The 21,858-nt window shown below is 44.5% G+C and carries 26 protein-coding genes and 2 pseudogenes; 18 read left to right on the top strand and 10 right to left on the bottom strand.

Annotated elements, in window-relative coordinates:
* Positions 1-171: 171 nt before the first annotated feature.
* Both cpcA and F6K51_RS25665 read right to left on the bottom strand, forming a co-directional pair.
* On the bottom strand, positions 172-660 hold the full coding sequence (cpcA, locus tag F6K51_RS25670; protein ID WP_293025455.1) for a phycocyanin subunit alpha: 489 nt from the start codon (positions 658-660) through the stop codon (positions 172-174).
* Between the two features lie 382 nt (positions 661-1,042).
* Positions 1,043-1,561, bottom strand: coding sequence for a phycocyanin subunit beta (locus tag F6K51_RS25665; RefSeq protein WP_293025454.1), 519 nt, complete (start codon positions 1,559-1,561; stop codon positions 1,043-1,045).
* Between the two features lie 363 nt (positions 1,562-1,924).
* Here F6K51_RS25665 and F6K51_RS25660 point away from each other — a divergent pair, with 363 nt between their 5' ends.
* A complete protein-coding gene (locus tag F6K51_RS25660; protein ID WP_293025452.1) occupies positions 1,925-2,122 on the top strand; it encodes a hypothetical protein in 198 nt (65 codons plus the stop codon).
* Here the strand turns inward: F6K51_RS25660 and F6K51_RS25655 are convergent.
* On the bottom strand, positions 2,112-2,846 hold the full coding sequence (locus F6K51_RS25655) for a phycobilisome rod-core linker polypeptide (protein ID WP_293025450.1): 735 nt from the start codon (positions 2,844-2,846) through the stop codon (positions 2,112-2,114). The genes F6K51_RS25660 and F6K51_RS25655 overlap by 11 nt on opposite strands.
* Positions 2,847-2,857: 11 nt before the next feature.
* Here F6K51_RS25655 and F6K51_RS25650 point away from each other — a divergent pair, with 11 nt between their 5' ends.
* Positions 2,858-2,989: a hypothetical protein gene (locus F6K51_RS25650; RefSeq protein WP_293025448.1), complete on the top strand. Its 132-nt coding sequence runs from the start codon at positions 2,858-2,860 to the stop codon at positions 2,987-2,989.
* Positions 2,990-3,018: 29 nt separating this feature from the next.
* Here F6K51_RS25650 and F6K51_RS25645 read toward each other — a convergent pair whose 3' ends face one another.
* A complete protein-coding gene (locus F6K51_RS25645; RefSeq protein ID WP_293025447.1) occupies positions 3,019-4,434 on the bottom strand; it encodes a transposase in 1,416 nt (471 codons plus the stop codon).
* 55 nt (positions 4,435-4,489) lie between these two features.
* Here F6K51_RS25645 and F6K51_RS25640 point away from each other — a divergent pair, with 55 nt between their 5' ends.
* On the top strand, positions 4,490-4,642 hold the full coding sequence (locus F6K51_RS25640; protein WP_293025446.1) for a CopG family transcriptional regulator: 153 nt from the start codon (positions 4,490-4,492) through the stop codon (positions 4,640-4,642).
* 692 nt (positions 4,643-5,334) lie between these two features.
* On the opposite strand, the gene F6K51_RS25635 is transcribed toward F6K51_RS25640, so the two are convergent.
* The 3 genes from F6K51_RS25635 to F6K51_RS25625 all read right to left on the bottom strand — a co-directional run bounded on the left by F6K51_RS25635 (position 5,335) and on the right by F6K51_RS25625 (position 7,392).
* Complete coding sequence (locus tag F6K51_RS25635) at positions 5,335-6,078, bottom strand: phycoerythrobilin:ferredoxin oxidoreductase (protein ID WP_293025444.1); 744 nt, start codon at positions 6,076-6,078, stop codon at positions 5,335-5,337.
* Positions 6,075-6,812, bottom strand: coding sequence for a 15,16-dihydrobiliverdin:ferredoxin oxidoreductase (locus tag F6K51_RS25630; RefSeq protein ID WP_293025443.1), 738 nt, complete (start codon positions 6,810-6,812; stop codon positions 6,075-6,077). The genes F6K51_RS25635 and F6K51_RS25630 overlap by 4 nt, the downstream gene beginning before the upstream one ends.
* Positions 6,813-7,131: 319 nt before the next feature.
* Positions 7,132-7,392, bottom strand: a complete 261-nt coding sequence (locus F6K51_RS25625; RefSeq protein WP_293025441.1) for a hypothetical protein — start codon at positions 7,390-7,392, stop codon at positions 7,132-7,134.
* 398 nt (positions 7,393-7,790) lie between these two features.
* On the opposite strand from F6K51_RS25625, the pseudogene F6K51_RS25620 reads away from it, so the two are divergent.
* The 3 genes and pseudogenes from F6K51_RS25620 to F6K51_RS25610 all read left to right on the top strand — a co-directional run bounded on the left by F6K51_RS25620 (position 7,791) and on the right by F6K51_RS25610 (position 10,824).
* Positions 7,791-9,063 (top strand): annotated as a pseudogene (locus F6K51_RS25620) (RNA-guided endonuclease TnpB family protein).
* A 171-nt stretch (positions 9,064-9,234) separates the two neighbouring features.
* Positions 9,235-10,512, top strand: a complete 1,278-nt coding sequence (locus F6K51_RS25615) for a nucleotidyltransferase family protein (RefSeq protein ID WP_293025439.1) — start codon at positions 9,235-9,237, stop codon at positions 10,510-10,512.
* Positions 10,513-10,698: 186 nt separating this feature from the next.
* Positions 10,699-10,824: a hypothetical protein gene (locus tag F6K51_RS25610; protein ID WP_293025437.1), complete on the top strand. Its 126-nt coding sequence runs from the start codon at positions 10,699-10,701 to the stop codon at positions 10,822-10,824.
* Here the strand turns inward: F6K51_RS25610 and F6K51_RS25605 are convergent.
* Positions 10,807-11,511, bottom strand: a complete 705-nt coding sequence (locus tag F6K51_RS25605; protein ID WP_365940181.1) for a HEAT repeat domain-containing protein — start codon at positions 11,509-11,511, stop codon at positions 10,807-10,809. The genes F6K51_RS25610 and F6K51_RS25605 overlap by 18 nt on opposite strands.
* Positions 11,512-11,611: 100 nt before the next feature.
* Here F6K51_RS25605 and F6K51_RS25600 point away from each other — a divergent pair, with 100 nt between their 5' ends.
* The 3 genes from F6K51_RS25600 to F6K51_RS25590 all read left to right on the top strand — a co-directional run bounded on the left by F6K51_RS25600 (position 11,612) and on the right by F6K51_RS25590 (position 14,134).
* Positions 11,612-12,775, top strand: a complete 1,164-nt coding sequence (locus F6K51_RS25600) for a hypothetical protein (protein WP_293025435.1) — start codon at positions 11,612-11,614, stop codon at positions 12,773-12,775.
* A gap of 76 nt (positions 12,776-12,851) precedes the next feature.
* Positions 12,852-13,484 carry a phycobilisome protein gene (locus F6K51_RS25595; RefSeq protein WP_365940179.1) on the top strand — a complete coding sequence of 211 codons (633 nt, stop codon included), beginning with the start codon at positions 12,852-12,854 and terminating at the stop codon, positions 13,482-13,484.
* Between the two features lie 98 nt (positions 13,485-13,582).
* The gene (locus F6K51_RS25590) at positions 13,583-14,134 is read left to right on the top strand and encodes a phycobiliprotein lyase (protein WP_293025433.1); all 552 of its coding nucleotides are present in this window, start codon (positions 13,583-13,585) and stop codon (positions 14,132-14,134) included.
* A gap of 18 nt (positions 14,135-14,152) precedes the next feature.
* Here F6K51_RS25590 and F6K51_RS25585 read toward each other — a convergent pair whose 3' ends face one another.
* The gene (locus F6K51_RS25585) at positions 14,153-14,293 is read right to left on the bottom strand and encodes a hypothetical protein (RefSeq protein WP_293025431.1); all 141 of its coding nucleotides are present in this window, start codon (positions 14,291-14,293) and stop codon (positions 14,153-14,155) included.
* A 321-nt stretch (positions 14,294-14,614) separates the two neighbouring features.
* Between F6K51_RS25585 and F6K51_RS25580 the strand changes: the two genes are divergently transcribed.
* The 3 genes from F6K51_RS25580 to F6K51_RS25570 all read left to right on the top strand — a co-directional run bounded on the left by F6K51_RS25580 (position 14,615) and on the right by F6K51_RS25570 (position 16,518).
* Entirely contained in the window at positions 14,615-15,151 is a 537-nt protein-coding gene (locus tag F6K51_RS25580) for a phycobiliprotein lyase (RefSeq protein WP_293025429.1), read from the top strand.
* Positions 15,152-15,237: 86 nt separating this feature from the next.
* Positions 15,238-15,849: a chromophore lyase CpcT/CpeT gene (locus tag F6K51_RS25575; RefSeq protein WP_293025427.1), complete on the top strand. Its 612-nt coding sequence runs from the start codon at positions 15,238-15,240 to the stop codon at positions 15,847-15,849.
* A gap of 345 nt (positions 15,850-16,194) precedes the next feature.
* Entirely contained in the window at positions 16,195-16,518 is a 324-nt protein-coding gene (locus F6K51_RS25570) for a hypothetical protein (RefSeq protein WP_008184573.1), read from the top strand.
* Between the two features lie 135 nt (positions 16,519-16,653).
* Here F6K51_RS25570 and F6K51_RS25565 read toward each other — a convergent pair whose 3' ends face one another.
* The gene (locus F6K51_RS25565; protein ID WP_158069820.1) at positions 16,654-16,812 is read right to left on the bottom strand and encodes a hypothetical protein; all 159 of its coding nucleotides are present in this window, start codon (positions 16,810-16,812) and stop codon (positions 16,654-16,656) included.
* Between the two features lie 356 nt (positions 16,813-17,168).
* Here F6K51_RS25565 and F6K51_RS25560 point away from each other — a divergent pair, with 356 nt between their 5' ends.
* From F6K51_RS25560 to F6K51_RS25535, 6 genes and pseudogenes are all read left to right on the top strand, one after another.
* Positions 17,169-17,702: a bleomycin hydrolase gene (locus F6K51_RS25560; RefSeq protein ID WP_293025422.1), complete on the top strand. Its 534-nt coding sequence runs from the start codon at positions 17,169-17,171 to the stop codon at positions 17,700-17,702.
* 104 nt (positions 17,703-17,806) lie between these two features.
* Entirely contained in the window at positions 17,807-18,301 is a 495-nt protein-coding gene (gene cpeA / locus F6K51_RS25555; RefSeq protein ID WP_293025420.1) for a class 1 C-phycoerythrin subunit alpha, read from the top strand.
* Between the two features lie 208 nt (positions 18,302-18,509).
* A complete protein-coding gene (locus F6K51_RS25550; protein ID WP_293025418.1) occupies positions 18,510-19,790 on the top strand; it encodes a HEAT repeat domain-containing protein in 1,281 nt (426 codons plus the stop codon).
* Between the two features lie 154 nt (positions 19,791-19,944).
* Complete coding sequence (locus F6K51_RS25545; protein ID WP_293025416.1) at positions 19,945-20,793, top strand: Uma2 family endonuclease; 849 nt, start codon at positions 19,945-19,947, stop codon at positions 20,791-20,793.
* A 203-nt stretch (positions 20,794-20,996) separates the two neighbouring features.
* The gene (locus F6K51_RS25540; protein ID WP_293025414.1) at positions 20,997-21,530 is read left to right on the top strand and encodes a phycocyanin subunit beta; all 534 of its coding nucleotides are present in this window, start codon (positions 20,997-20,999) and stop codon (positions 21,528-21,530) included.
* A gap of 75 nt (positions 21,531-21,605) precedes the next feature.
* Positions 21,606-21,858 (top strand): annotated as a pseudogene (locus tag F6K51_RS25535) (bleomycin hydrolase); the annotation flags it as partial.

The raw sequence follows: 21,858 nt of genomic DNA, 5'->3' as shown, positions 1-21,858 counted from the left end.
ATGGTGAGCATTTTTGATGCCATATTCCCTACTCCCTGCTCCCTGCTCCCTACTCCCTGCTCCCTGCTCCCTTTGCTATAGACAAACTGTATAGACAAAACAATGCCCGGAAAGGTCAGCAGACGCTAGTTCTTGCTAACACCTGCTGACCTTTCCGGGCCAAAAGAGCAATTAGCTCAAGGCGTTAATAGCGTAGTCAATGTAGTTATTTGCCTCATTAGCAGGCTGACCACTTAGACCATGGTTAGCCTTGATGTACTTGAGGGCTTCGATGTACAAGCTCGGAGACAGCTCGAAGGTACGGTTGATTTCAGCTAAACCAGCAATCAAGTACTCATCCATCGGTCCGGTACCACCAGCAACTAGGCAGTAAGTAACCATACGCAGATAGTAACCGATATCACGGGAGCATTTTGCCTTGCCTGTATTGTCAGATGCGTAGTTTGGTCCAGGCATGGTAGTGGTGTAAGGGAATTTGTTATACACCGCTTGGGCTGCACCGTCAGTCAAGGTTGAGGCTTTAGCAGTCAAGGCTTTTGCCGCTTCTAAACAAGCTGTAGCCCGCTGGAATCGACCGAAGGCAGTCTGGATTTCTGTATTACTTAAAAAACGACCTTGAGCGTCAGCAGCAGCGACGGCTTCTGTAAGCGGGGTTTTCATTGTCTAGGTATCTCCCTAATATTTTGTCAAGTTTTCAAAAACGTTTGAAGTTGTGATTGTTAGACAGCAAGTGATATGCCGATACTTTTTAGCTACCAAAGTCTACCAAAGGCAGACCTTAGCTCGCCAATGCAAGATGCAATAGCATCCAGGGGGTATCTCCCAAAGCTCTGACGGAATATCCCGCAAGCGCCATAAAAATGTCAAAACAGTTGGTTCCACCGGGATAGAGAGCGCAACTATTAAACCCTTGGTTTTCGGCTTTAATTTAAGTTACATAATAATCCCTGTCAGTGTTACCCTAATTTAAGTCTAACAAATCATAACAGTTTTTGGTAGACTCTGCGACATTTTCGATGAGCTTTTACTAACCTTCAGTTTTTTAGGCAACCGCACCAGCTGCCTTATCGAAGTAGCTGGAAATTTCAGCCATCAGAGAGCTGCAATCACCAGGGGTGATGCCATTGGAGTCGTTAGCGATCGCAATCGCAGCGTCCTTCATCTTTTCTACACCCACTGCCACTGAAGCACCAGGAGTTCCCAGAGCTAGGTAGGTTTCCCGCAGACCATTCAGGCAGCGGTCTTCCAGCACACTAGCATCACCAGCAAAAATGGCGTAAGTTACATAGCGCAGGATAATTTCCATATCGCGTAAGCAAGCAGCCATCCGACGGCTGGTGTAGGCATTACCACCAGGATTGATCAACTGGGGTTGCTCAGCAAACAGGGAGCGAGCCGCGTTAGCCACAATGGTGGAAGAGTTGCTGGTAATGCGATTAACTGCATCCATCCGCTTGTTGCTGTCCTTCACCATAGCGCTAAGAGCACTTAGTTGGTCAGCACTAATGTATTGACCCTGGGCATCAGCCTGCGAAACAAGCTTAGTAAACGCATCAAACATTGACGGAATCTCCTAGGTTAGTTGGTTTTGTTTCAAAACGGGCTTCAGTTAAACAGACTCAGACTGAATCAAACTGAATCAAGCAGTTTGAAACGGGAAAGGCATAGAACATGCTCCAGCCACAGCTAATACTCCTATCTCTCTTTTTTGGTCTTTGTCCTAGTCTTTGTCCCATGAGTTTGGTAACAAAACGGATCGTTAAGAAAAATTACAAAACTTCACGTTTTGGTGAGAGACCTAGGAATGCTGTGTGTCAACCGGTTGGTTGGCTTTCGCCTGTCACTATTTACCCTTCAGGTAACTTTTATACAATGATGTCGAGCCTTTATTCGTTACATCTTGTTAAGAGTTTAAGATTTTTTGATGTCTGATTGCAATGGCAGATCAGAACTGGCTTGCCATTGCTACCCTGTGGATTTGCTCCACATTGGTGCTGGAAGCCTCTTGGTTGCTGACCTTCTGGTCAAGACACAGGTCAGCTGTTCACTCCTGCTAATTGCTCTAACTGTTAGCAGGTTAGTAACATTTCTTATCAAACCTACACTCAAAGCTACAGGCTGATAATACCCCAGGCGGCTAAGGCGATCGCCATTGTTCCCCCAAGTAAGACTACAGCCCCTGCCTTAGTGAGTACTCCTGCTACAAAGCGCACTGAGGCAGGAGGATAATAGGTTTTGAAACCAATTGGTTGGTATTTGAAGTAACCTAGCTGTTGCAGTTGGGTGCGATAGTCTTCCCCATAACGAGGCATCCGGGCAAAGGGTAGATCCCCTTGAGTACGCTGGGCTATGATCCGTCGCCGCTGATAAGGCACGGTGTGATCACCAAAGTTTTCCAGATACTCGTCGCTACCGAGCAGAGTATCAATAAAGTTTTGTAACCCATTAGTAGCCAGCACTATTGACCAAGCTAACTTCTCCCGCTCGCTGTAGACATCACGCCCCAAGATGCGTTGTACACACATCTGGACAAAACGGTAGTTGTTGTTGGTCTGATAATTGCGCTGCCAAAAAGGTTCAGATGTTGCTAGACCACGAATGAAATCGCGCACGGTGATTTGACCAAATCTCAGCTGTGATTCTAAAAAAGTTTGGCGGTTGCTTTTGAGAATCTGTTGTTCATGAAAAATCTGACCATAGGCTGCCCTAATCAATTCATCCATTTCCGATGGAGAGAGAAGATTAGCTGTAGTGTATAGTTTAGGCTGCTCATCTCCGGACACCTCATATCCAGCGACCCGCTGATTTTGGGTTGAGGGCGGATACTCTAGCAAAGGAATTGTCATTAATCACCTCTATGATCGTAAACCTAAGTCATCTTAGCATTCAGCCGTCAGCCGTCAGCCGTCAGCCGTCAGCCGTCAGTGGTCAGTCGTTGGCCAATGGCCACTCAAGTAGCGTGCGCTATGGGCATAAGCTGTTCATTTGACATCTCCCCCGGCTGAAGCACGGGGGATTCTACAAGGTTGTTACGAGGCGGGTTGAAACCGCGCCTCTATCGGCTTTCGCCGACGCTTCGCGAACACTTCTTGTGCGGTACGATCTATTCAGTGACTTGAAAATTTCATACCGGTGTGGGAGTGTCAAGCTCCCTCTACCCACCTTAGCTAGGTCTATATTTAGCTGTGTGGCTACTTTCCTGGCAATGTTGGCCGCACCATTGCAGTCGGCATTTACCAGGTATCCCTCAGAAGTTTTATACAAACCACGCCTTACCCGACATCCTGACGGAAACCACCCGTTGGGTTTTTCACCATATTTTGGTAATGGATCGTCGTCAAGGAAAGACGCTTTGCTGGTGTACGATTCCTCGGTAATTGTTAGTTTAATGCCGTACTCAGGGCAAAGTTGTTTCAGCCGTTCGATTAGTCTCTTGGTCGGGATGACTACGAAATTCTGATTGCCACGTTTGCCCATATTAGAACGGCTTTTCTGTCCTTCGTTCCAGCCGATAATTAGGTTTCCAATGCGATCATTTAAGCACCGATTGATAATGAATCTAGCAGCTTTGTTGATCGCATCCCGTATCTGGTTGTTTCGTTTCCGCTGCACTCGATCTAGCTTGGAATCCCAGTAAAACTCTGGTTTCCCCTGTTTGTACTTGGCGACTAACCGGCAGTACCCCTGATTCATTGACTTGAGTTTTCGACCGTCAATTATCAGGCTCTTGCCAAGGGTTGAAAGCCCAGTCAGCCAGTTCGTCCCGCCGTGATCAAAACTCCACGCTTGGGAATAGTCGAGGTTGGGGTTATCAGAGATTGGTTGCTTCTCGTCATCAATTACCCAGTCGATCCAAAGTTGCCCAAGGTACGGACGAACAGTTATCTGTTTTACCCAGTCCGGATCTATAAAGTCCGGCGGCTCCAGGGTAATCTCGGTGATCAACTCAGGTTTTGTTTCCTTGCTGATCGAAGGGTAGAACAACCCTGACTTATAACCAAGAGCTTGTCTAGGGAAAGTTACAGCTGCCAATCCGCCTTTCTTTCTGTATCTTGGCAGTTTTGGTCTATCGACTTTTCCCTTGTAATAATGGCCGACTAACTGATTGTAGCTATTGATTGATTCGGCTACAGTCTTGAGAGTTTGTTGTGCCGACTGAGCTGCCATCGCCTTATAGTGAGGATTCTCTTTTAGATTCTTGCAGAGTTCGGCATATTTGACACTGCATTTATAGGTTTTCCACCCATATCTAAGATCATCCTCTCGCCAGTAAGTCGTAAAAGCTTCTTCTTGCTGTTCTAACCAGGTGTAATGTTTTTGTTTGGAGTAATAGATAGCACAATTTACCAGACTATTCGCTTGTTGGCACTGAAATACCCAAAAAGCTTGCTCTTCCTCTGTCAAGTTGGCTTTTACTGGAATCGTCTTGTACATTTGATTGCCTCCTACTATAATCGGAACATTCGTGCGCGCAAATAGTATTCCAAAAATGAAAGACGAACGATTGATGATCCGAATTAATAAATTTGAAAAAATGCAATTAAAGCAAGAAGCAGAACGGCGTGGGATGACTCCATCTGAGTTGGTCAGAAGTCTAATAGCCAAATTTCCTGAACCTAAGCAGAGGGACACGGCGGGTTAAAACCCGTCGCGTCCGTTTCATCCCCTCCTTAAAAGAGAGGGGCTCTCACGTTCCCGGATGTTTTGGTAGCGTGCGCTATGGGCATAAACTCATAGCTAAAAGCTGATAGCTGATAGCTGATAGCTGATAGCTGAATGGTTACTCAGTTATAATCACAGATTTAGGGGATCAGCTTCATACAATCATAACTTTTTTTACGTTTCTTAATCAAAAAACATAATTTGTTATCTTAGGGAAATATAAAGTATGAAGTATCAAGTATTAAGTATGAAGTATTACGTAAGCTGTCGCCCATTTAAATAACCTTGTCTTGATCCAAAGCGCCAGTGGGGAGGGGCTGCATCAAGACAAGGATTTGAGATATTTTAAAAAAATTTGTTTCTGGCTACTGTTGGCCTTTGGCGCGATCGCTGCTATGGAGGAGGCTAAACTCTTGCCCCTTCAATTAAAAGCTCTAAAATTGTAGGAGTATCGAGTCAGGAGCATCGAGTCATAATAAATGGAATCAAGATAAATTATTTCCCAGTTACTTGGCAATTAATCAGAGTTTTATCAACAATAAAATTCTGTATTATTCCCATCAATTCTGTAGTCTTGTCCTGACTTCTGACTCCTGACTTCTGACTCCTGACTCCTGAAAAAACTAACCACTTTCTTACATCGAACTGAGGTTAATTTTTAACATCCTACGCTTAAGCCTTTGCCAGCTTCCGCTCTAGATCAAACAAGAAACCGTGGATGTACTCCTCAGTCCATTCACTGCCATAAAATCTCTGAAACATACCACGAGCTGGGTCTTTCTCAGCACGATAACCCAGATAACGCAGTTGAGCTTCCTTGATGGCTTTGAGATGCTCGGAATCAGTAATTAGTTCTGCCTGATCCACAAAATCTAAGTAAGCTGTCAGATAGTCCTTGAAGGCAGCAAACACCCGATTTTCCACTACTTCGGTTTCCTTAGGGCGTGTCCACAGGAAAGCTGGGGAAAAGAACGGTGTTGCTTCCTCAGGAAAGTCTCCTCCCCAAGGCAAATGCTGTTGATGAGCCTTGAAAATCGGTAGGATAGGTTCCGTGTAACGAGCTTGATAGGCTGGGTCATCTCGGAACAGGGGCTGCATATCCAAGGCAATCAGATGTCCACCAGGTAAGGTCACTAAGTCAGCCCCGAAGAAGGGGAGGTCATAGTTGAGGTGGGGGAAGATTACAAAATTGAGTACCTGTAATGCTGCTCCCCCCTGGACATGAGCAGCTCGAATTTGTCTGATTTTGGGTGCAGCAAAGCCATAACTGGTGGTCAGGACATCTTGCTGCTTTTTCCCTTTCCCCACTGTTGCGAATTTGCTTTCAAACCCAGGGGGAATGGGATAAGGCTGTAGATCAAGGCGCTCTTTTAGATATGCGATCGCGTAGTCTAGAAACGGCTGATAGAGAGTCATGTTTGGCTTTGACTAACGGCTAAAGGCATGGCATTTTCAAATAAGAACTCATATAAGAACTGCTCTGCCCACTCGGGACCAAAGTAGCTGCTGAACAGACCATGGGCTGGGTCTCTGTCGGCACTATACTGGTCGTAGTCTTTCTGTGCCTTAACAATGCGCTCAATATCTTCTGGCTCAGTTAGAGGCTCAGCTTGCTCCACCATTTGCCAATATAACGCCAAGTAGTCTTTGTAAGCCTCAAAGACTTCTGTTTTCACTGTCTCTAGGGAATCGATTTTGGCAAACAGTAGATACTTAGAGAAGTACTGGTTGGCATCATAAAACTTCATTTCTAAGTTTTGTGCCAAGTCCTGATAGCGATCGCGAATGACTCGCATCGGTTCAATATATTTTTCCTGATACGCTTCATCCCTGAACAATGGCTGAAAGTCTAGAACCACCAGGATCTTCTTTTTGCCAAAGGCTAAGAAGTCAATCCCTAGCAAAGGGAGATCGTAACAGTGACTGGGATAGATCACACTGTTAAACACTTGAGAGACTGGTCCAACATCCATGTAGGTATAGCGAATCTTTCGCAATTCCGGGCATTGGTAACACCAGCTTTGAATAATTGCCCGATGTTTAGCGCGATCGCTTACCTGGCGTTCTAAGCCTGGGGGAATTGGTTGACTGCTTAAATCAAACCGCTTGAATAGCTCTTTTTCCAGATAGTCCAGGAAAGGCTGATACATTTATATTGCTCGTATACATAGTAAAACCCTTACTGAGCATAGAGTATCGCGATACTTCCTGTCTCATTTCTCCCAGACAAAGAAATAATCGTTAACATTTGGCTGATCTAACCTTTGTCTGAGCTAACCTTTGCCTGACTAAGGCACCCAAATCTACCTAAGGGGAAGCGTAAGCATTCAGCTAATCCACTACGCGCACCCTACTTGAGGTGCTATCAGCTAATCCGCTACGCGCACGCTACTTGAGGTGCTAATCCGCTAGGGGAAGAGTTTTTGAATAAGCGATGCAGCGCCGCCAAAGGGGTTTTCCACGGGGCTTTCAGCGATGCAGCGCGGACGCAGGTTCCGCAGGCAGCCCCTCCCCATGAGCGACTGCATCAAGACAACAGGTAAGCATTGGTTTAATCTCAGTGAAGTCACAGGCTGGAAGCTTATGCCACAAAGCTGACCGCTGACCGCTGACCACTGACCGCTGATCACTGGCCGCTGTTCGCGCAGCGTGCGCGTAGCGCATATGCTTATGGGGAAGCTTTCCTTGCCACCCTGTCAAAGCATTAGCAAGGAAAGCGCTGCCAGTCAATAGGGATTAGGTAAAGACTAATCCCTATTGTGTTATATGGCAAGGTACTTCATCAAAACTTTGCACACTTACTAGTTAAATGTACTGAAAACCCCAGTTTTTTCTGTAAGTAGTAAGTAAATAGTAATCAATTACTGAATAGATTATTTTAACAAAACTCGCGGAATTCCCCACCCTCTTCCAGGGTGTTGAAGTTACCGTAAGTAGAGGGTCGCCTTTATGGTTGGTCAGCTATGAGGAAAAGGGTTAAAACTGTAAGATTCGCGGCTCCACTCTACTAAGGCGCGCGTCTCTAGGATTGATAGCGAGACGATAGCCTAGTTTGAAAGACCCAAGAATTGACATGTTAATACGAAACACATATAATATTAACAAAGGTCGAGAAGCAGGTAAGCGTAGTGAAACACAAAGCCGTCAAAGTCAGAATCTATCCCACTCAAGAACAGGTTCAAATCCTTGCTCAACATTTTGGGTGTGCTCGTTGGTGGTGGAATTATGCGTGCTTTTCACTGTATAGAAACCTACAAGGAAACTGGCAAAGGTCTGAAACAATCTGCGCTCAACTCCATGCTTCCAAGACTTAAAAAAGAAAAAGAGACTGAATGGCTAAAAGAGTGTTACTCTCAAGTTTTGCAGTCTGTAAGCCTCAATCTTAGTCGCGCTTACCAGAACTTTTTTGTTCGCGTAAGTGTGGCCATAGGCCAAGGTAGAGCAAAATATCCTAGATTCAAGTCATACCATCAGCGTCAATCAATTCAGTATCCGCAAAAAGTCAAGCAGGTAGGTGATTGTCTTAAATTCCCTGGGAAATTAGGGATTGTAAAAGCAGTAATTCATCGACCACTAGACGGAGAGATTAAGACTGTGACAGTCAGTAGGACTCCTTCTGGCAAATATCATGCTTCTGTGTTGATGGAATACGAGTCTGTTCGCGGAGCGGCTCTGAAAGAGCAAGGTACAAAACCGTCTGCGGATGGAAAAGTGATTGGTATTGATTTAGGTATCAAGGATTTTGCAATCACCTACGATGGCGAAAAGACCTCTAAGTTCAGCAACCCTAAGCACTTAGCGAAATACGAAAAGAAACTAGCCAAGAAACAGCGTATTGCTGCCCGGAAGGAAAAAGGTAGTAATAGGCGTGCAAAAGCCAAAAAGATTGTAGCTAAGGTATACGAACGGATTGGAAATGTCCGCCAAGACTACTTACACAAGCTGTCTAGAAAGATAGTCGATGACAACCAAGTAGTAGTAGTCGAAAACTTAAACGTCAAGGGCATGGTTCGTAACCATAAACTAGCTAAAGCAATATCTGATCTAGGTTGGGGAACCTTTGTAAATTTTATCTCCTACAAATGCGAAAAAGAAGGTAAAATGTTGGTTGAAATAAACCGGTGGTTTCCTAGTTCTAAGACTTGCTCTAATTGTCATTATCAAATCAAGGAGTTGCCGCTTGATGTAAGGACTTGGACTTGTCCGAGTTGCGGAACTCATCACGACAGAGATGGTAATGCAGCAAAAAATATCAGAGCAGAAGGAATCAGAATGCTATCCTCCTCTGGGACGGGGGAGGTCAACGCCAGTGGAGAAGAAGTAAGACCAAGACGTGGGCGTCCGTCCAAGTTAAGGCGTTCTTCCGTGAAGCTGGAAGCCCCGACCTCTACGTTCGCGTAGCGTGGCCATAGGCCAATTAGGTCGGGGTAGTTCACTTAATTACCTTTGAGCCGTAATTCGCTAATTTTCCCATTTTTTTTAAAGGGAAAATTAAAGTCTTAAGTGCCATTCTATCCGCCACATGCATAATGGCGGTTTCCACAGCGCTAGTTTTTAGATCAACCTGGGATAATGACCCTAACCCCATTAACTACTATAACATCAGTATCGATAACTAATCGAGAACTCCAAACTAAACCAGAACTCCAGTTACTCCTCTACTGTGTCCGAACCAGCATCGACGATGGTACTGCTGAGTCTATCAAACGCTTACTGGTTGAGCAAGACATTGACTGGACTTATATGCTCAAAACAGCTCGCCGTCAGAAAGTCTTACCGCTGCTGTACCATAGTCTCAAAAATACCTGCCCAGACCTGGTTCCCCAGAACATCCTCAAACAACTCCGAAATTATTTCCAGCACTTAGTCGTACACAACACATTTCTGATTCAGAAACTACTCAACCTGCTGACTCTTCTGGAGAAACACGGAATTTCTGCTATCCCCTTCAAAGGGCCTACCCTTGCTGTTTCAGTTTACGGCAATCTGGGGCTGCGGCAGTTTGGTGACTTAGACATCCTGGTTGATAAGCACGACATCCCCAGAGTGAAAGAATTACTCTTGTCTCAAGGGTATGAATTGCAAAAAGACCTGGGCTGGGAGTATCACTTTGTGGATAAAAAGAGTCGAGTTTGTATTGACCTTCACGAGGGGATAGTACCCGATTTATTCTGTTTGCCATTAGATTTTGAGTATTTGCGATCGCATCTTCAGCCTCTATCTCTTGCTGGTAAGACAGTCTCTACTATCTCGCCAGAACAGATGCTGTTAATTCTCTGTGTGCAATTGGGCAAAGACTGTTGTCACTGGAGTGTACGTCTGGCTCAGTTATGCGACGTTGCTCAACTACTCCGTACTCATCCCCAGTTAGATTGGCGCAGAGTACTGGCAGAGGCTCAAAAGCTCGGTTGTGAACGCATGCTCTTGCTTGACCTTTGCCTAGTCAGGGATTTGCTGGGAGTCACGTTGCCACAGATAGTCTTAAATAAATTGCAAGCCCAACCAGTCTCCCAATCCCTCGCTATCCAAGTACGATCACAGCTTTTCCGTGACCTTGAACAGCCACCTAAGCTCTCAGAAGCAAAAGGGTTTTGGGTCTTTTTCTTGTCTTACAATCATCGCTTCTACTTCAGCATGAGAGAGCGTCTGCATGACAGAGTAATGTACTGTCTCCATTGGCTAAAAAACAGTTTGTTTGTTACCGTCATGCCCAACGAAGCGGATTGGGCGTTACTCTCCCTGCCTAGAGTGCTGGCTTTCCTGTATTATCCAATCCATATAATACGGTTGTTAATTAAGCATGGCATACAACCAATTTTCAGAACTCATCACGAGCCGCACTCCTTGTGATACCGAGTTGCATTCAAAGATAGTAGATTGGTTGGATAGGGAGATGGGGAGATGGGGAGATGGGGAGATTGGGGGAAGAGAAAGTTGTACGTTTGAGCGCAACTTGGTATGAAATCTTTATCTGTCATTTTTATATAGCATTTCTCAGACTTATTAGGTAAATTCAATGTCTTGATGCAGTCGATCATGGGGGAACCCCCACAGGTAGGCGCTGCTTTGCTACTCCCTACTCCCTACTCCCTACTCCCTACTCCCTACTCCCTACTCCCTAAATCTGATCACCAAACCGATGCTCTAGAGAGAACTATCTAAAGCAGCAGCTACCACCCGATGCTCTTCATCCTTCATCAGTTCTCCCAATGCCGCTTTAGCATCGGGGGAATCAAATCGTTTGAGGGCACGGGCAACATGCATCCGAATACGCCACCATTGTGCATCTTTCAGAGCCAGAATTTGGTGCAATGCCTCAGTTTGCTTAATAGTACCAGCCAGTAAACCTAAGGCATCAATTCCTGCTTCTCGGACAGTTGGGTCTTCCCCTGCTAAGCCGCAAATACAAATACTATAGAGTTCTTCTGGACAAGACATTTCCACCAAAGCAGCAAGAATGCTACGGCGCACCAGCCAGTGATCATCCTGTTGAAAGCTAGTGACTAGATGAGATATTGACACCTCTCCATACTTGGACAAGGAATTGGAAGCTTCTGCCCTTACATTGGGATCTGTATCAAATTGGATCAGATTTAACAACGCAGCATAGGACTCGTCACTCCGTTTATTCCCCAGTCCCATGGCTACAAAGGAGCGCACTAAAAACTCTGGGTCTTTGAGTTTACTTGTAAGTAGGGGAACAGCTACATCTGAACCATACTCTCTCAAAGCAGTAAGTGCCCTGAGGCGATCCTGGGCATTTGGACTTTTGAGAGAGATTTCGATTTGGCGGATGTCCATAGCACTACAGAGCCAGCTTTTTTTACATTTCTTAATACCTTTAATCAAAGATTATCATAATTGAGTATACTGCTGTAAAGTGAACTAGCCCTTGCACAGTTCGCCTAAAATCTTCTTAAATCTATGCATAACTACTTAACTAAAAATTATGCATAGATTAGACGACTTAGTTCCTATGGGAGAGGCCGCTAAGGTTAGGGGTGTCAGCATGGAAAAAATCCTGGCTTACGCAACCACAGCTAAACAAACCTATACTCAGGTCATTCCTGTGGTTGCCTGCCAGGATGAGTCTCAGATTTTAGAGATTATGGGACTTTGTGGAACTGCCAGAGCATTGACCTATAACAAATTAGGTTCGTTGCAAGGTTGGGGGCTTAACTGGAAAAAAGCGGATAAGATTGTTCGCACCATCATGACCCCTGAGCAGATTGGGTTACCTTCTAAGCTCTGGGAGTGGGCAGTCAATGACACAATCAAGGCGATCACTGCTCAACAAGAAGCGGCCAAAGTCTTTATTATCAGGGAAATTTACGGTAAGACTTCCGACAAAAGTGAGCGTAAACGATTGTTAGAACTGCTCAAGACTGACCCCAGGGCTGACCCTTGGTTACATCGGATATTCCGAAAGCAGTATCAGCGTGGGCATACCTTTGTCCGTAATCAGATTGTCTACCAAAATAATGGCTACAAGTGCAAGCGGCTAACCCGTAACACTGTAGAACTTCAAGTAGCTGGGTTAAACCGGGGAAAGCGAGTCAGTCTGAAACTGAAATGTCGCCACGTCCTTAAGGGTCAAATCAGATTAATCCAGAATGGCCAAGGACGGTTAGAAGTTCACACGATCAGGACTAAAGCCATCCCTGCTGTTGAGAAGCCTGTAAAGACCATAGGGTTAGACAAGGGATATACTGAAGCGTTTTATTTATCGACGGGTGAAACAGTCGGTGAGGGTTTGGGGGAATTACTCAGCCGCAAGTCATTGCGGCATGGTAGGACTAACCGCAATCGTTACCGGCTATTCCAACATGCCCAGCGCACACCAGCAAAGCTTGAAACTATAAAGTTCAATAATCTAGGCTACAAGGTCAAATCAAAGCGTTTGGCTCAGGAGAAAGCCACAATCAAAAATTTAATCCGTACAGACTTGAGACGGGCGATCAATGAGCCTACTCAAATCTTTGCCGAAGATCTCACATCACCCATTGTTAACAAGACCCAAGCCAAAGTGATCAATCGGAAGCTTAACCAATGGATGAAGGGAGAGAATTGCCCCAATTCACCAACGCTCTGTAACAGCGACCTAGTTAGATGAAACCAGCAATATGAGACACTTTTAGGGATACTGCATAGTTTGACCTAGATTTAGTTCACCCCGTTGCGTTGATGAGATGGTAAGGTCAACCTTCAACCTTCAACCTTCAACCGTCAACCTTCAACAAAAATCAACCATGACGACTCAATTAAGCGACTATATCAAAGAACTAATTACCAAAGCCAGAATTGTCAGCTTTGCCAACTGGCAAGACTCCTATCCCCCAGAGATTATCCAGCATTTCCAGGCAGCTGATGATAACGGTCGCTATCTTACCGATGATGACTTGCACCAGATTAAAGCCTGTTCACCAGATACGGAGCCCTTAATCAATACAGCCAAATTTTTGCGGGATAACGCTTCTGATATTGTTTCCGAAGCCCGGGAAACCGTATTGGCTCAATATCCTGATATTACTAAACCAGGGGGTGGTCTTTATCCCGCCCCACGAGCAGAAGCCTGTTGGCGAGATTTTTGGCATTTTCTCCGGTGTATTACCTATGGAATTGCTGGCAGTAGCACCGAGTTTACTAGTGCTGAAGGACTGCACTATATGAACTTGTTGTACAAAGAAATGCAAGTCCCAATCCCCGCAATGGTATCAGGATTAGAAGAGATAAAGGCAGCTAGTTTAAAGGGATTATCTGAACCGGAAACAATAGCCCCCTATTTCGATCATTTAATTAATCAATTGAAAAACTTTAGCTAAACCAATAAATCATAAAAATAACTATAAACTATAAAATTTAAACGATATAGTAATGATTTTCAATGAAATAAAATTTTTTAATTTCAATTAACAAAACCATGTCTATATCCAAATTTAAATACTTCTTTGATTGCTGCGTAGGAAGCTGGGTTGCACAACGTACCTATCACGATCTGACTCACCAGCAGGTAGAGCGCTCCCGTACACAATTCACCATTGAACCCCTGTCTTCTCCCCTCAAAACTAAGGTGTTGATAGATAATCAGCAACCTGACTTACCTAATATCAATGACCTGTGTGGTTATCATCTTGGTTTCGAAACAGTTTCTGAAAAAGGTGAACGGGTGTCCCAACAACTGAATATGCTTTTTGTCCCTCAGCTCGAAGAATCAATGATTCTAGAGGGAGATTATTTACGCGATCGCGCCTACGAAGAAGCTAAACCTAAAGTCGCTCATTTTAGCTTCGATACCAATAAACTAGAACTTTTGATGACCACCTACTATACCCGTGTGGTATCTGTTGATTCTATTACCCTGATCAATCCCAACTTAAGAATCCGCAAAATTATTAATTACCAGCGTCCTCCAGAAAGCGAACCCCTAGACAAGGTGGTTCTAGTGGGCTTTGGGGTGGAACAAAAAGATTGATAATTAGCGTAGCATTTCTCAATTGGGTAAGGTACTTTCGTTCTGGGTTAATGGCAGTAGGGAGTAGGGAGTAGGGAGTAGGGAGCAGGGAATAGGGAACAGGGAATAGGGAACAGGGAACAGGGAAAAAATCCTGTTTACCTGATTGTCTTGATGCAAAGCGCGAGTGGGGTAAACCCCCGTGAGGCTACTGCATCACTAATATGAGAACTGCTATAAATCCTGTTGATGGTTAACTGTTTATAGTTGACTTTTATGTTTCCGTTGATACTAGTTCTGGTTTCCACACATAACTGTCATAAAAGTTTACAATTACTAATGTTTAAGGATGGGAGCCACGGTGTATAACTGAAGGTGTAAATCCGGGTAAAGGCTCTAATTTACTAGGTTTGCGTAACGTACAACACCATTGAGCTGAGGATTCAGCTGCTATACGCAAACAAAATTGTTAACTTTTTTAAATCAAACTACACATAGCAAATGGAGCTTACTGAGTTTATAGAACGTTCTATTGGACGTTGGCGATCGCAACGCAGCGGTCATCACTTAGCGTTTAGTCACTTTGAGGAAATACGCTCAACTATTGATATCGTTGCCCTTGAGGCTGATGACTCAGCTGTGATTGACATTTGCAAACTATACGATATTGATCCCACAACTGCCTTCCATCCCTTTCGCATGAGTTGGGAAGGTGAATCAGATTGGGATGAAGACGACATCCAGTCTGGAAGTTGCGTTCTAGTCCCTATCCCCGATCCTGAAAACCCCGATCGGGGAAAACTGCTCAGAGAGCAAGGCTATGCCGAGACCATTGCAGCAGTGGGCAACTATCACCTTACTGAAGATGGTACATTCACTTTGTTAACGGAGTATGACCGAGCAGCTGCTGAAGAACGGATTTGGTTTGCCACACCGAATTTACGTTTTCGGGTGTCCTTGATTAAAACCAGTTCTGGTCAAGGGGTGACTACAGCCTCGTTTTCTTCAGAAATCCGCGACTTATCCCAATCGGGGTGAAAGTTAGCAGCTTGAACAGTTAAGGTCATAATTTAGATTTTTTTTAATCTTGTTTAACTCTAAGTTTTCAATAGATTAATACACCAATGTTGTCTAGTACTACCGAGAAAAACACCAGTAATTTACTGACTCTAGCTAGTTGGATGGCTGGAGATTTTAGTAACCAAAAACAAGCGATTGATAATCCTCAGCTTTACGCTCACATTCATGTTTTCTTTCGCCCCTTGCCCTTTGATTTCTTTTCGGGTATTGGTTTCTACTCTGAGCAAGCCTATGACTATGATCTTTGGAGTCCCTACCGTCAGGGAGTCCATCGCCTGATTGATAAAGGTGATCATAGTTATATAGAAAATTACAGCCTTAACGATCCAATTCTTTATGCCGGGGCAGCGCGAGAGCTAGATATTCTCAAAACCATTACCCCTGATGCTATAGAACGTCGCTACAACTGTTCAATGATTTTCTGGCGAGAAGGTGACATGTTTCGTGGCAGTGTAGAACCCGGTTGCCAGTGTTTCATCCAACGTAATGGGCGTAAAACTTATCTGGTCAGTGATGTGGAATTGACTGAAACAACTTGGAACAGCCTAGATCAGGGTATGGATGTCAATACTCATGAGCACGTATGGGGCTCAGCAGCTGGTCATTTACGATTTGATAAACGGCAAAGTTTTGCTGACGAATTACCGGATTTGTAGCGCGGATTTGTAGCCCATATTTATCAGCAACAAGGGATTGGCTTTTAATACAAATACCAACAAATACTAAGTAAATTAGGGTAAGTAAAAAAATCCTCTAATCTAGACTAATCAAAATAACCAAACTTTTTGTTACCACCCGACAAACTTAAAAGTGGTATTTTATTGCTACTCTCTAAATAATTATTAAAGGGATTATTAGTTATTAGCCTAAAGCCTATAGGGTTTCTAAATGAATTGTGACAATTTTTGTTGTCTCTTCCCTACTCCCTACTCCCTACTCCCTATTCCCTTTGTTATAAAACCATTAACCGATAATCTTAATTACCAATAATAGAGTTGAGGATGATTTGTGTACAGCTAATGCTACCGCCAAAAGCTCAAAAAAAGATGCAGTGCTGGATTAGGAGCAGACATTTGATCTGCTCCGGTCACTTTTTTATCTTTGAGACGGTAGAATATACAACGGTTGAACGATTCTCGGAATGTGTCGAGAGTCTCGGAGGAAGTGTAATATCCGTTAAACCCATTAAAAAAATTTGGATTGGCTCCCATCGCCAAGTTATTTTGTATCAAGCTAAAGCCAGTTTACATACACCTCATCATGACCTCAAACAATACTGGATAAAATACGGGAGTTTCCGCACCAGATTTGATGAACGTTCGTGAAAAATCCCCCCACGAATATCAAGTCAGGTTGAATACCCATAATTAGAGGGAGTGTGGGGAGATGGGGAGATGGGGAGATGGGAGAGATTTGTCTTAAGGATAATTATACCGAGATGATATAAACCAGTTTTATAGCTAAGCTATCAGCTGTTGGCCAAGGCCAATGGCTGATAGCTTAATGCTTACCAATTGCTTGAGGTACTTTCGTCCTGGGTTGCGCGGGAGTAGGTAGTAGGGAGTAGGGAAGTCAGAAGAGGGAACTTCGGAAGTGGAAAAAAATCCTGTGAACCTCATAGCTATGAGAAACGCTATATATATATAGCCCTATTGCCATCGTCAACAGTAGACGCACTATGGTCAAGGGAGGTATTTTTCCAAAATGATTTAGGTTTTCAATATCAGCGCTAGCATATATCACAGCTAAGTTCCTGTAATTATTAAGTTTTGTATATAACTGCCGAGTCGGTTAACCGACTCCAGTGTGATCGACTGGTGACCTTGTGACGAATATTACAGATTATTACTTTGTTGTTAATAAATGAGACTGCGGTCCCCATAATCCGCTAATGATAATAATCAGCTGGTCAAATTTGATAAATGACAAGCAAGATAGCAAACTAGTTAAGTACCTTTAATTTAAGGAGATCTCAATGCTTGACGCTTTTTCCAGAGCTGTAGTTACAGCAGATAGCAAAACCGCATGTCTAGGTGCTGGAGACCTGGCTGAACTAAAAGGCTTTATTGCTGATGGTAATAAGCGCCTTGATATTGTCAACATTATCGCCAGCGACGCCAGCTGCATAGTTTCCGATGCTGTTTCTGGCATGATCTGCGAAAACACTGGTTTGATTCAAGCTGGTGGTAACTGCTACCCCAACCGCCGCATGGCTGCTTGCTTGCGTGATGGTGAAATCATCCTCCGCTACGTGACCTATGCGATCTTGGCTGGTGATGCTTCTGTACTCAGCGACCGCTGCCTGAATGGTCTCAAGGAAACCTACAGCGCTCTGGGTGTACCCACTACCTCCACAGCTCGTGCTGTTGGAATCATGAAAGCGGCTGCAGTTGCTTTCGTTAACAACACCGCTAGCCAGCGCAAGTTTGAACTCACTTCCGGGGATTGTTCCTCCTTAGCTGCTGAAACTGCTGGTTACTTCGACGCAGTAGTTGCTGCTATCAGCTAGTCTTTCCCTTTTGCCTAAGATAACCAAGCTCCTGCCAAAGCGAGCTGGGAAAGCGAAAAGCTAAGTATAATCTTTGTCAAAACCCATTCAGGAGATATATAAAGATGAAATCAGTTATAACCACAGTTGTTACTGCTGCGGATGCGGCAGGCCGTTTCCCTAGCAGCTCTGACCTTGAGTCTGTTCAAGGTAGCCTGCAACGGGCTGCTGCTCGTATGGAAGCTGCTGAAAAGCTAGCAGCTGGCATTGATGCTGTAACCAAAGAAGCTGGTGATGCTTGCTTTAAGAAGTATCCTTACCTGAAAGAATCTGGTGAAGCTGGGGATTCTCAAGTCAAAGTTGACAAGTGCTACCGGGATCTCGGTCACTACCTACGCTTGATCAACTACTGCTTGGTTGTTGGCGGTACTGGTCCTCTAGATGAGTGGGGTATTGCTGGTCAGCGTGAAGTTTACCGTTCTTTGAACCTACCTACCCCTCCCTATATCGCAGCTCTTGAGTTCACTCGCGATCGCGGTTGTGCTCCTCGTGACATGTCTCCTCAAGCTTTGGTTGAGTACAAAACTTACCTCGACTATGTAATCAACTCCCTGTCCTAAGGAGATCACGGTTAAAATCCGTCGCTGATTGACTAACATTTCGATCAGCACCTGGGGACTCTTAGTACGTTGCTTTGCCTGAATTGGTTGAGTACCGTCAAAGAGTCCCCTAATTGTTTTGGGAAGTTAGGGGGGAAAACCAACTAAACTACTTAGTAAAACCTATTGTTAATTGCTAAATAACTACTAAATAACTACTAAATCACTGATGGATAAACGTTTTGCCAATATATTTAATTTGACCGAAGATCAAGCGATCGCACTTTTAAAGACCCCCTTAGAGCAGCTGGAAGACCCATCTGATCGCTATCTGGCTGCATCCCATTTAATTAACTTTGACACCGACCGCTCAATCAATGCCCTGATGGAAACGGTGCAAGAGCACAACTCAGAAATGTACCATCGTATCGCTCGACGCAAGGCAGTAGAAAGTTTAGGTCGTCTGAAAGCCTCTGTAGCCCTACCCATCATTCGCTCATGTCTAGGGGATGAGGATTGTTACACGGTGGAAAATGCTGTCTGGGCAATTGGGGAAATTGGCACTCAAGATCCCGAAATTCTCGAAGAAATTGCCCAGCTACTGGAGAAACCAGGTCAGACTTATCGGGTGATTATCCAAACTCTGGCAGCACTGGACTATAAACCAGCCCTTGAGAAGATTAAGACCTTTACTAAATCCGATAATGAACCCATAGCCAGTGCTGCGATCGCAACGGTTTGTCGGTTCACAGGGGATACCACCGAAATGCACAAAGTGATGGCATTCCTACAACACTCTAGTGTCAATGCCCGACGAGCCTGTATTCAAGACCTGATTGATGCCCGATACTACCAAGGAATTCCTAAAATTGCGACCTGTCCCATTTCCATGGTCTTTCGAATACGAGGAATTCGCCTCTTGGCAGAGGCTGGGTTGCCAGCCGGTAATATCACCTTTGAGGAGATCGAACCATCACTCGATCAAGTGATTCGTGATCATCCTGATCACCTAGAGCTGGTTCATGAATATGACCAAATGCCCAGTTTAGAATTCTTGATTAACGAGCTATACCATACAGATTTTGGGCGGTGTTATCTAGGCAGTAAAACTCTGCTGAAGTTATCCCCAGATGCTGTCGCTGAAGCCCTACTGGCTACCTATGCTGACAAAGCCCATAACGATTATGGTGCTCACTACCATGTGGTCAAACTCTTAGGCTGGCTCAAATACGCTGATGCCTACGATTTGATAGTGGAAGCCTTACACAATAAAGCACCCCAGTTTCAAAAATCCCGTGCTGCTGCTGCTATTGCCTTGGGGAATTTAGGGGATAAACGGGCAATTCCCTTACTCAAAGACAGCCTCAATACCAAGATTTTTAACTTGAAATATGCCAGTTTAATCGCATTAGAGCAGTTAGGGGATACCAGTGCTCAAGAGCTGGCAGCTAATGATTCAGATTGGTTGATTCGGGAGAAAGCAGTTACTAAAGCAGTTACTAGTCATTAATCATTAGGATTAGTCATTAGTCACCTTGGAAGAGCATCTTTAGTGTACTAAGCACTAATACCATGCTCTGGTAATTGGTAATTGGGATCGCCTATCACACGCTTTGCAGCCAGGATAATATAGAGATTATCACCGCCATAGTCTAGGCCAGATCATGACTGAGACAGTACCTCGAGTCAAATTACCTCCTCCCTTTCCTGACCACACCCAGCTACCGGAGTCAGATGGAACATTTGTGAAAAACTTTCAAGAGCATCCCCAAAGTATAATTCTAACGGATTCGATTGGAGAGATATTACAACAGCGACATCCTGATGGAGAATATGCTATTGGGCAAGACTGTGGTATATACTGGCGAGAAACTGATCCACCTGAAAAAGGAGCCGAAGCACCTGATTGGTTTTATGTTCCCAATGTCCCTCCTCAGCTAGACGGTAAAATTCGTCGCTCCTATGTGGTGTGGCGGGAACATATAGCACCATTAATTGCTTTAGAATTTGCCAGTGGCAATGGGGATGAAGAACGGGACAAAACCCCATTATCCCTCTCGACTCAAGGAGAAGTAACTAAGCCAGGGAAGTTTTGGGTATATGAGCAAATTATCCGAATTCCCTACTATGGTATTTATCAAATAAACAACAGCTCTCTTGAAGTCTATACCTTGGTCAGTGGGTTTTATCAGAAATTAACCCCTAATGAACGAGGGCATTATTATATTTCACCCTTGGGTGTAGAACTAGGCTTATGGCAAGGAAGTTATCAGAATCAAACTCAACTATGGCTAAGGTGGTGGGATGAGGAAGGAAATCTGTTGTTGATTGGTGATGAACGAGCTGTTCTAGAAAGGGAAAGAGCTGAACAAGAGCGACAACGTGCTGAACAAGCAGAGTCTATAGTGGAGCAGGAGCGCCAACGAACTCAAGCGGCTTTAGCAAGAGCGGCTCGGTTGGCTGAGCAGCTACGAGCAGCAGGTATTGACCCTGATCTTGACGATACTGTTTAGCATTGAACCAAACAGTTAAAGGTTTATTGATACAAAAGTATACAATTAAACTGATAGACGGAAATTTTTGTAATGTTTTGTTGCTTTGTTTCTCATAAATGGGACTAGAGTGTCAAACAGCTTTTATCGTCTAAATTGGTTAGTCAATTCATGAACGACAAGACCAATAATTTTAAGTCCTTGTTATTGATAAGGAGATTTTAATGCTAGACGCTTTTTCAAAAGCCGTAGTTGCTGCCGATTCCGCAGGTGGATTTGTTGGCGGTGCTGATTTAGAAGCTCTGAAGGGATTTGTTGCTGATGGCAACAAGCGCCTTGATGCTGTGAATTTTATCGCCAGCAATGCTAGCTGTATCGTTACTGATGCAGTTGCTGGTATCGTTTGCGAAAGCCCTGGTTTAACTGCTCCTGGTGGCGGTGTTTACACCAACCGCAAGATGGCTGCTTGTCTACGTGATGGCGAAATCGTCTTGCGTTATGTGTGCTACGCCGTTCTCAGCGGAGATAGTTCTGTACTGGCTGACCGCTGCTTGAATGGTCTTAAGGAAACCTACGCTGCTTTGGGCGTTCCCACTGGTAATACTGGCCGGGCTGTTGGCATCATGAAGGCTGCTGCTGTGGCTTTTGTTACCAACACTGCATCTCAACGCAAAGAGTCTGTTACTAGTGGTGATTGTTCCTCTTTGGCTGCAGAAGTCGGTAGCTACTTCGATGCAGTCGGCAGTGCTATTAGCTAGTCTCCCTGCTCAGGAGAATTTCAATTACACTGACCTTTTGCCGAAATCAATTTTAAGACAGGAGATATCTTAATTATGAAATCAGTGTTAACCACTGTTGTTGCTTCCGCTGACCTAGGAGGTCGGTTTCCTAGCGCTTCTGACCTAGAATCAGTTCAAGGTAGCTTGCAACGTTCTGCTGCTCGTATGGAAGCTGCTGAAAAGTTGGCAGGTAACTACGACGCTGTAGCTCAAGAAGCTGTTGATGCTATCTATAAAAAGTTCCCCAACGGTAGTGGTCGGGACATCGATGCAGGTACTCAGAAAGAAAAGTGCAAGCGTGACATCG

The sequence above is a fragment of the Moorena sp. SIO3I8 genome, from assembly GCF_010692325.1.
GTDB lineage: Bacteria > Cyanobacteriota > Cyanobacteriia > Cyanobacteriales > Coleofasciculaceae > Moorena.
The sequence above is the reverse complement of the archived record's forward strand: the minus strand, read 5'-3'. Positions and strand labels throughout refer to the sequence as shown.

Bases quoted from the DNA above. Each gene is read 5' to 3' on its own strand.
- F6K51_RS25610 (WP_293025437.1), top strand. From the start codon at position 10,699: ATGGGGGAACCCCCACAGGTAGGCGCTGCTTTGCTACTCCCTACTCCC.
- F6K51_RS25660 (WP_293025452.1), top strand. From the start codon at position 1,925: ATGTCTGATTGCAATGGCAGATCAGAACTGGCTTGCCATTGCTACCCT.
- F6K51_RS25615 (WP_293025439.1), top strand. From the start codon at position 9,235: ATGACCCTAACCCCATTAACTACTATAACATCAGTATCGATAACTAAT.
- F6K51_RS25560 (WP_293025422.1), top strand. From the start codon at position 17,169: ATGCTTGACGCTTTTTCCAGAGCTGTAGTTACAGCAGATAGCAAAACC.
- F6K51_RS25565 (WP_158069820.1), bottom strand. From the start codon at position 16,812: ATGAGGTTCACAGGATTTTTTTCCACTTCCGAAGTTCCCTCTTCTGAC.
- F6K51_RS25575 (WP_293025427.1), top strand. From the start codon at position 15,238: ATGTTGTCTAGTACTACCGAGAAAAACACCAGTAATTTACTGACTCTA.
- F6K51_RS25650 (WP_293025448.1), top strand. From the start codon at position 2,858: ATGATCGTAAACCTAAGTCATCTTAGCATTCAGCCGTCAGCCGTCAGC.
- F6K51_RS25645 (WP_293025447.1), bottom strand. From the start codon at position 4,434: ATGTACAAGACGATTCCAGTAAAAGCCAACTTGACAGAGGAAGAGCAA.
- F6K51_RS25580 (WP_293025429.1), top strand. From the start codon at position 14,615: ATGGAGCTTACTGAGTTTATAGAACGTTCTATTGGACGTTGGCGATCG.
- F6K51_RS25630 (WP_293025443.1), bottom strand. From the start codon at position 6,812: ATGTATCAGCCTTTCCTGGACTATCTGGAAAAAGAGCTATTCAAGCGG.
- F6K51_RS25570 (WP_008184573.1), top strand. From the start codon at position 16,195: ATGATTTGTGTACAGCTAATGCTACCGCCAAAAGCTCAAAAAAAGATG.
- F6K51_RS25600 (WP_293025435.1), top strand. From the start codon at position 11,612: ATGCATAGATTAGACGACTTAGTTCCTATGGGAGAGGCCGCTAAGGTT.
- F6K51_RS25595 (WP_365940179.1), top strand. From the start codon at position 12,852: ATGGTAAGGTCAACCTTCAACCTTCAACCTTCAACCGTCAACCTTCAA.
- cpcA (WP_293025455.1), bottom strand. From the start codon at position 660: ATGAAAACCCCGCTTACAGAAGCCGTCGCTGCTGCTGACGCTCAAGGT.
- F6K51_RS25545 (WP_293025416.1), top strand. From the start codon at position 19,945: ATGACTGAGACAGTACCTCGAGTCAAATTACCTCCTCCCTTTCCTGAC.
- F6K51_RS25550 (WP_293025418.1), top strand. From the start codon at position 18,510: ATGGATAAACGTTTTGCCAATATATTTAATTTGACCGAAGATCAAGCG.
- F6K51_RS25655 (WP_293025450.1), bottom strand. From the start codon at position 2,846: ATGACAATTCCTTTGCTAGAGTATCCGCCCTCAACCCAAAATCAGCGG.
- F6K51_RS25635 (WP_293025444.1), bottom strand. From the start codon at position 6,078: ATGACTCTCTATCAGCCGTTTCTAGACTACGCGATCGCATATCTAAAA.
- F6K51_RS25590 (WP_293025433.1), top strand. From the start codon at position 13,583: ATGTCTATATCCAAATTTAAATACTTCTTTGATTGCTGCGTAGGAAGC.
- cpeA (WP_293025420.1), top strand. From the start codon at position 17,807: ATGAAATCAGTTATAACCACAGTTGTTACTGCTGCGGATGCGGCAGGC.
- F6K51_RS25640 (WP_293025446.1), top strand. From the start codon at position 4,490: ATGAAAGACGAACGATTGATGATCCGAATTAATAAATTTGAAAAAATG.
- F6K51_RS25665 (WP_293025454.1), bottom strand. From the start codon at position 1,561: ATGTTTGATGCGTTTACTAAGCTTGTTTCGCAGGCTGATGCCCAGGGT.
- F6K51_RS25540 (WP_293025414.1), top strand. From the start codon at position 20,997: ATGCTAGACGCTTTTTCAAAAGCCGTAGTTGCTGCCGATTCCGCAGGT.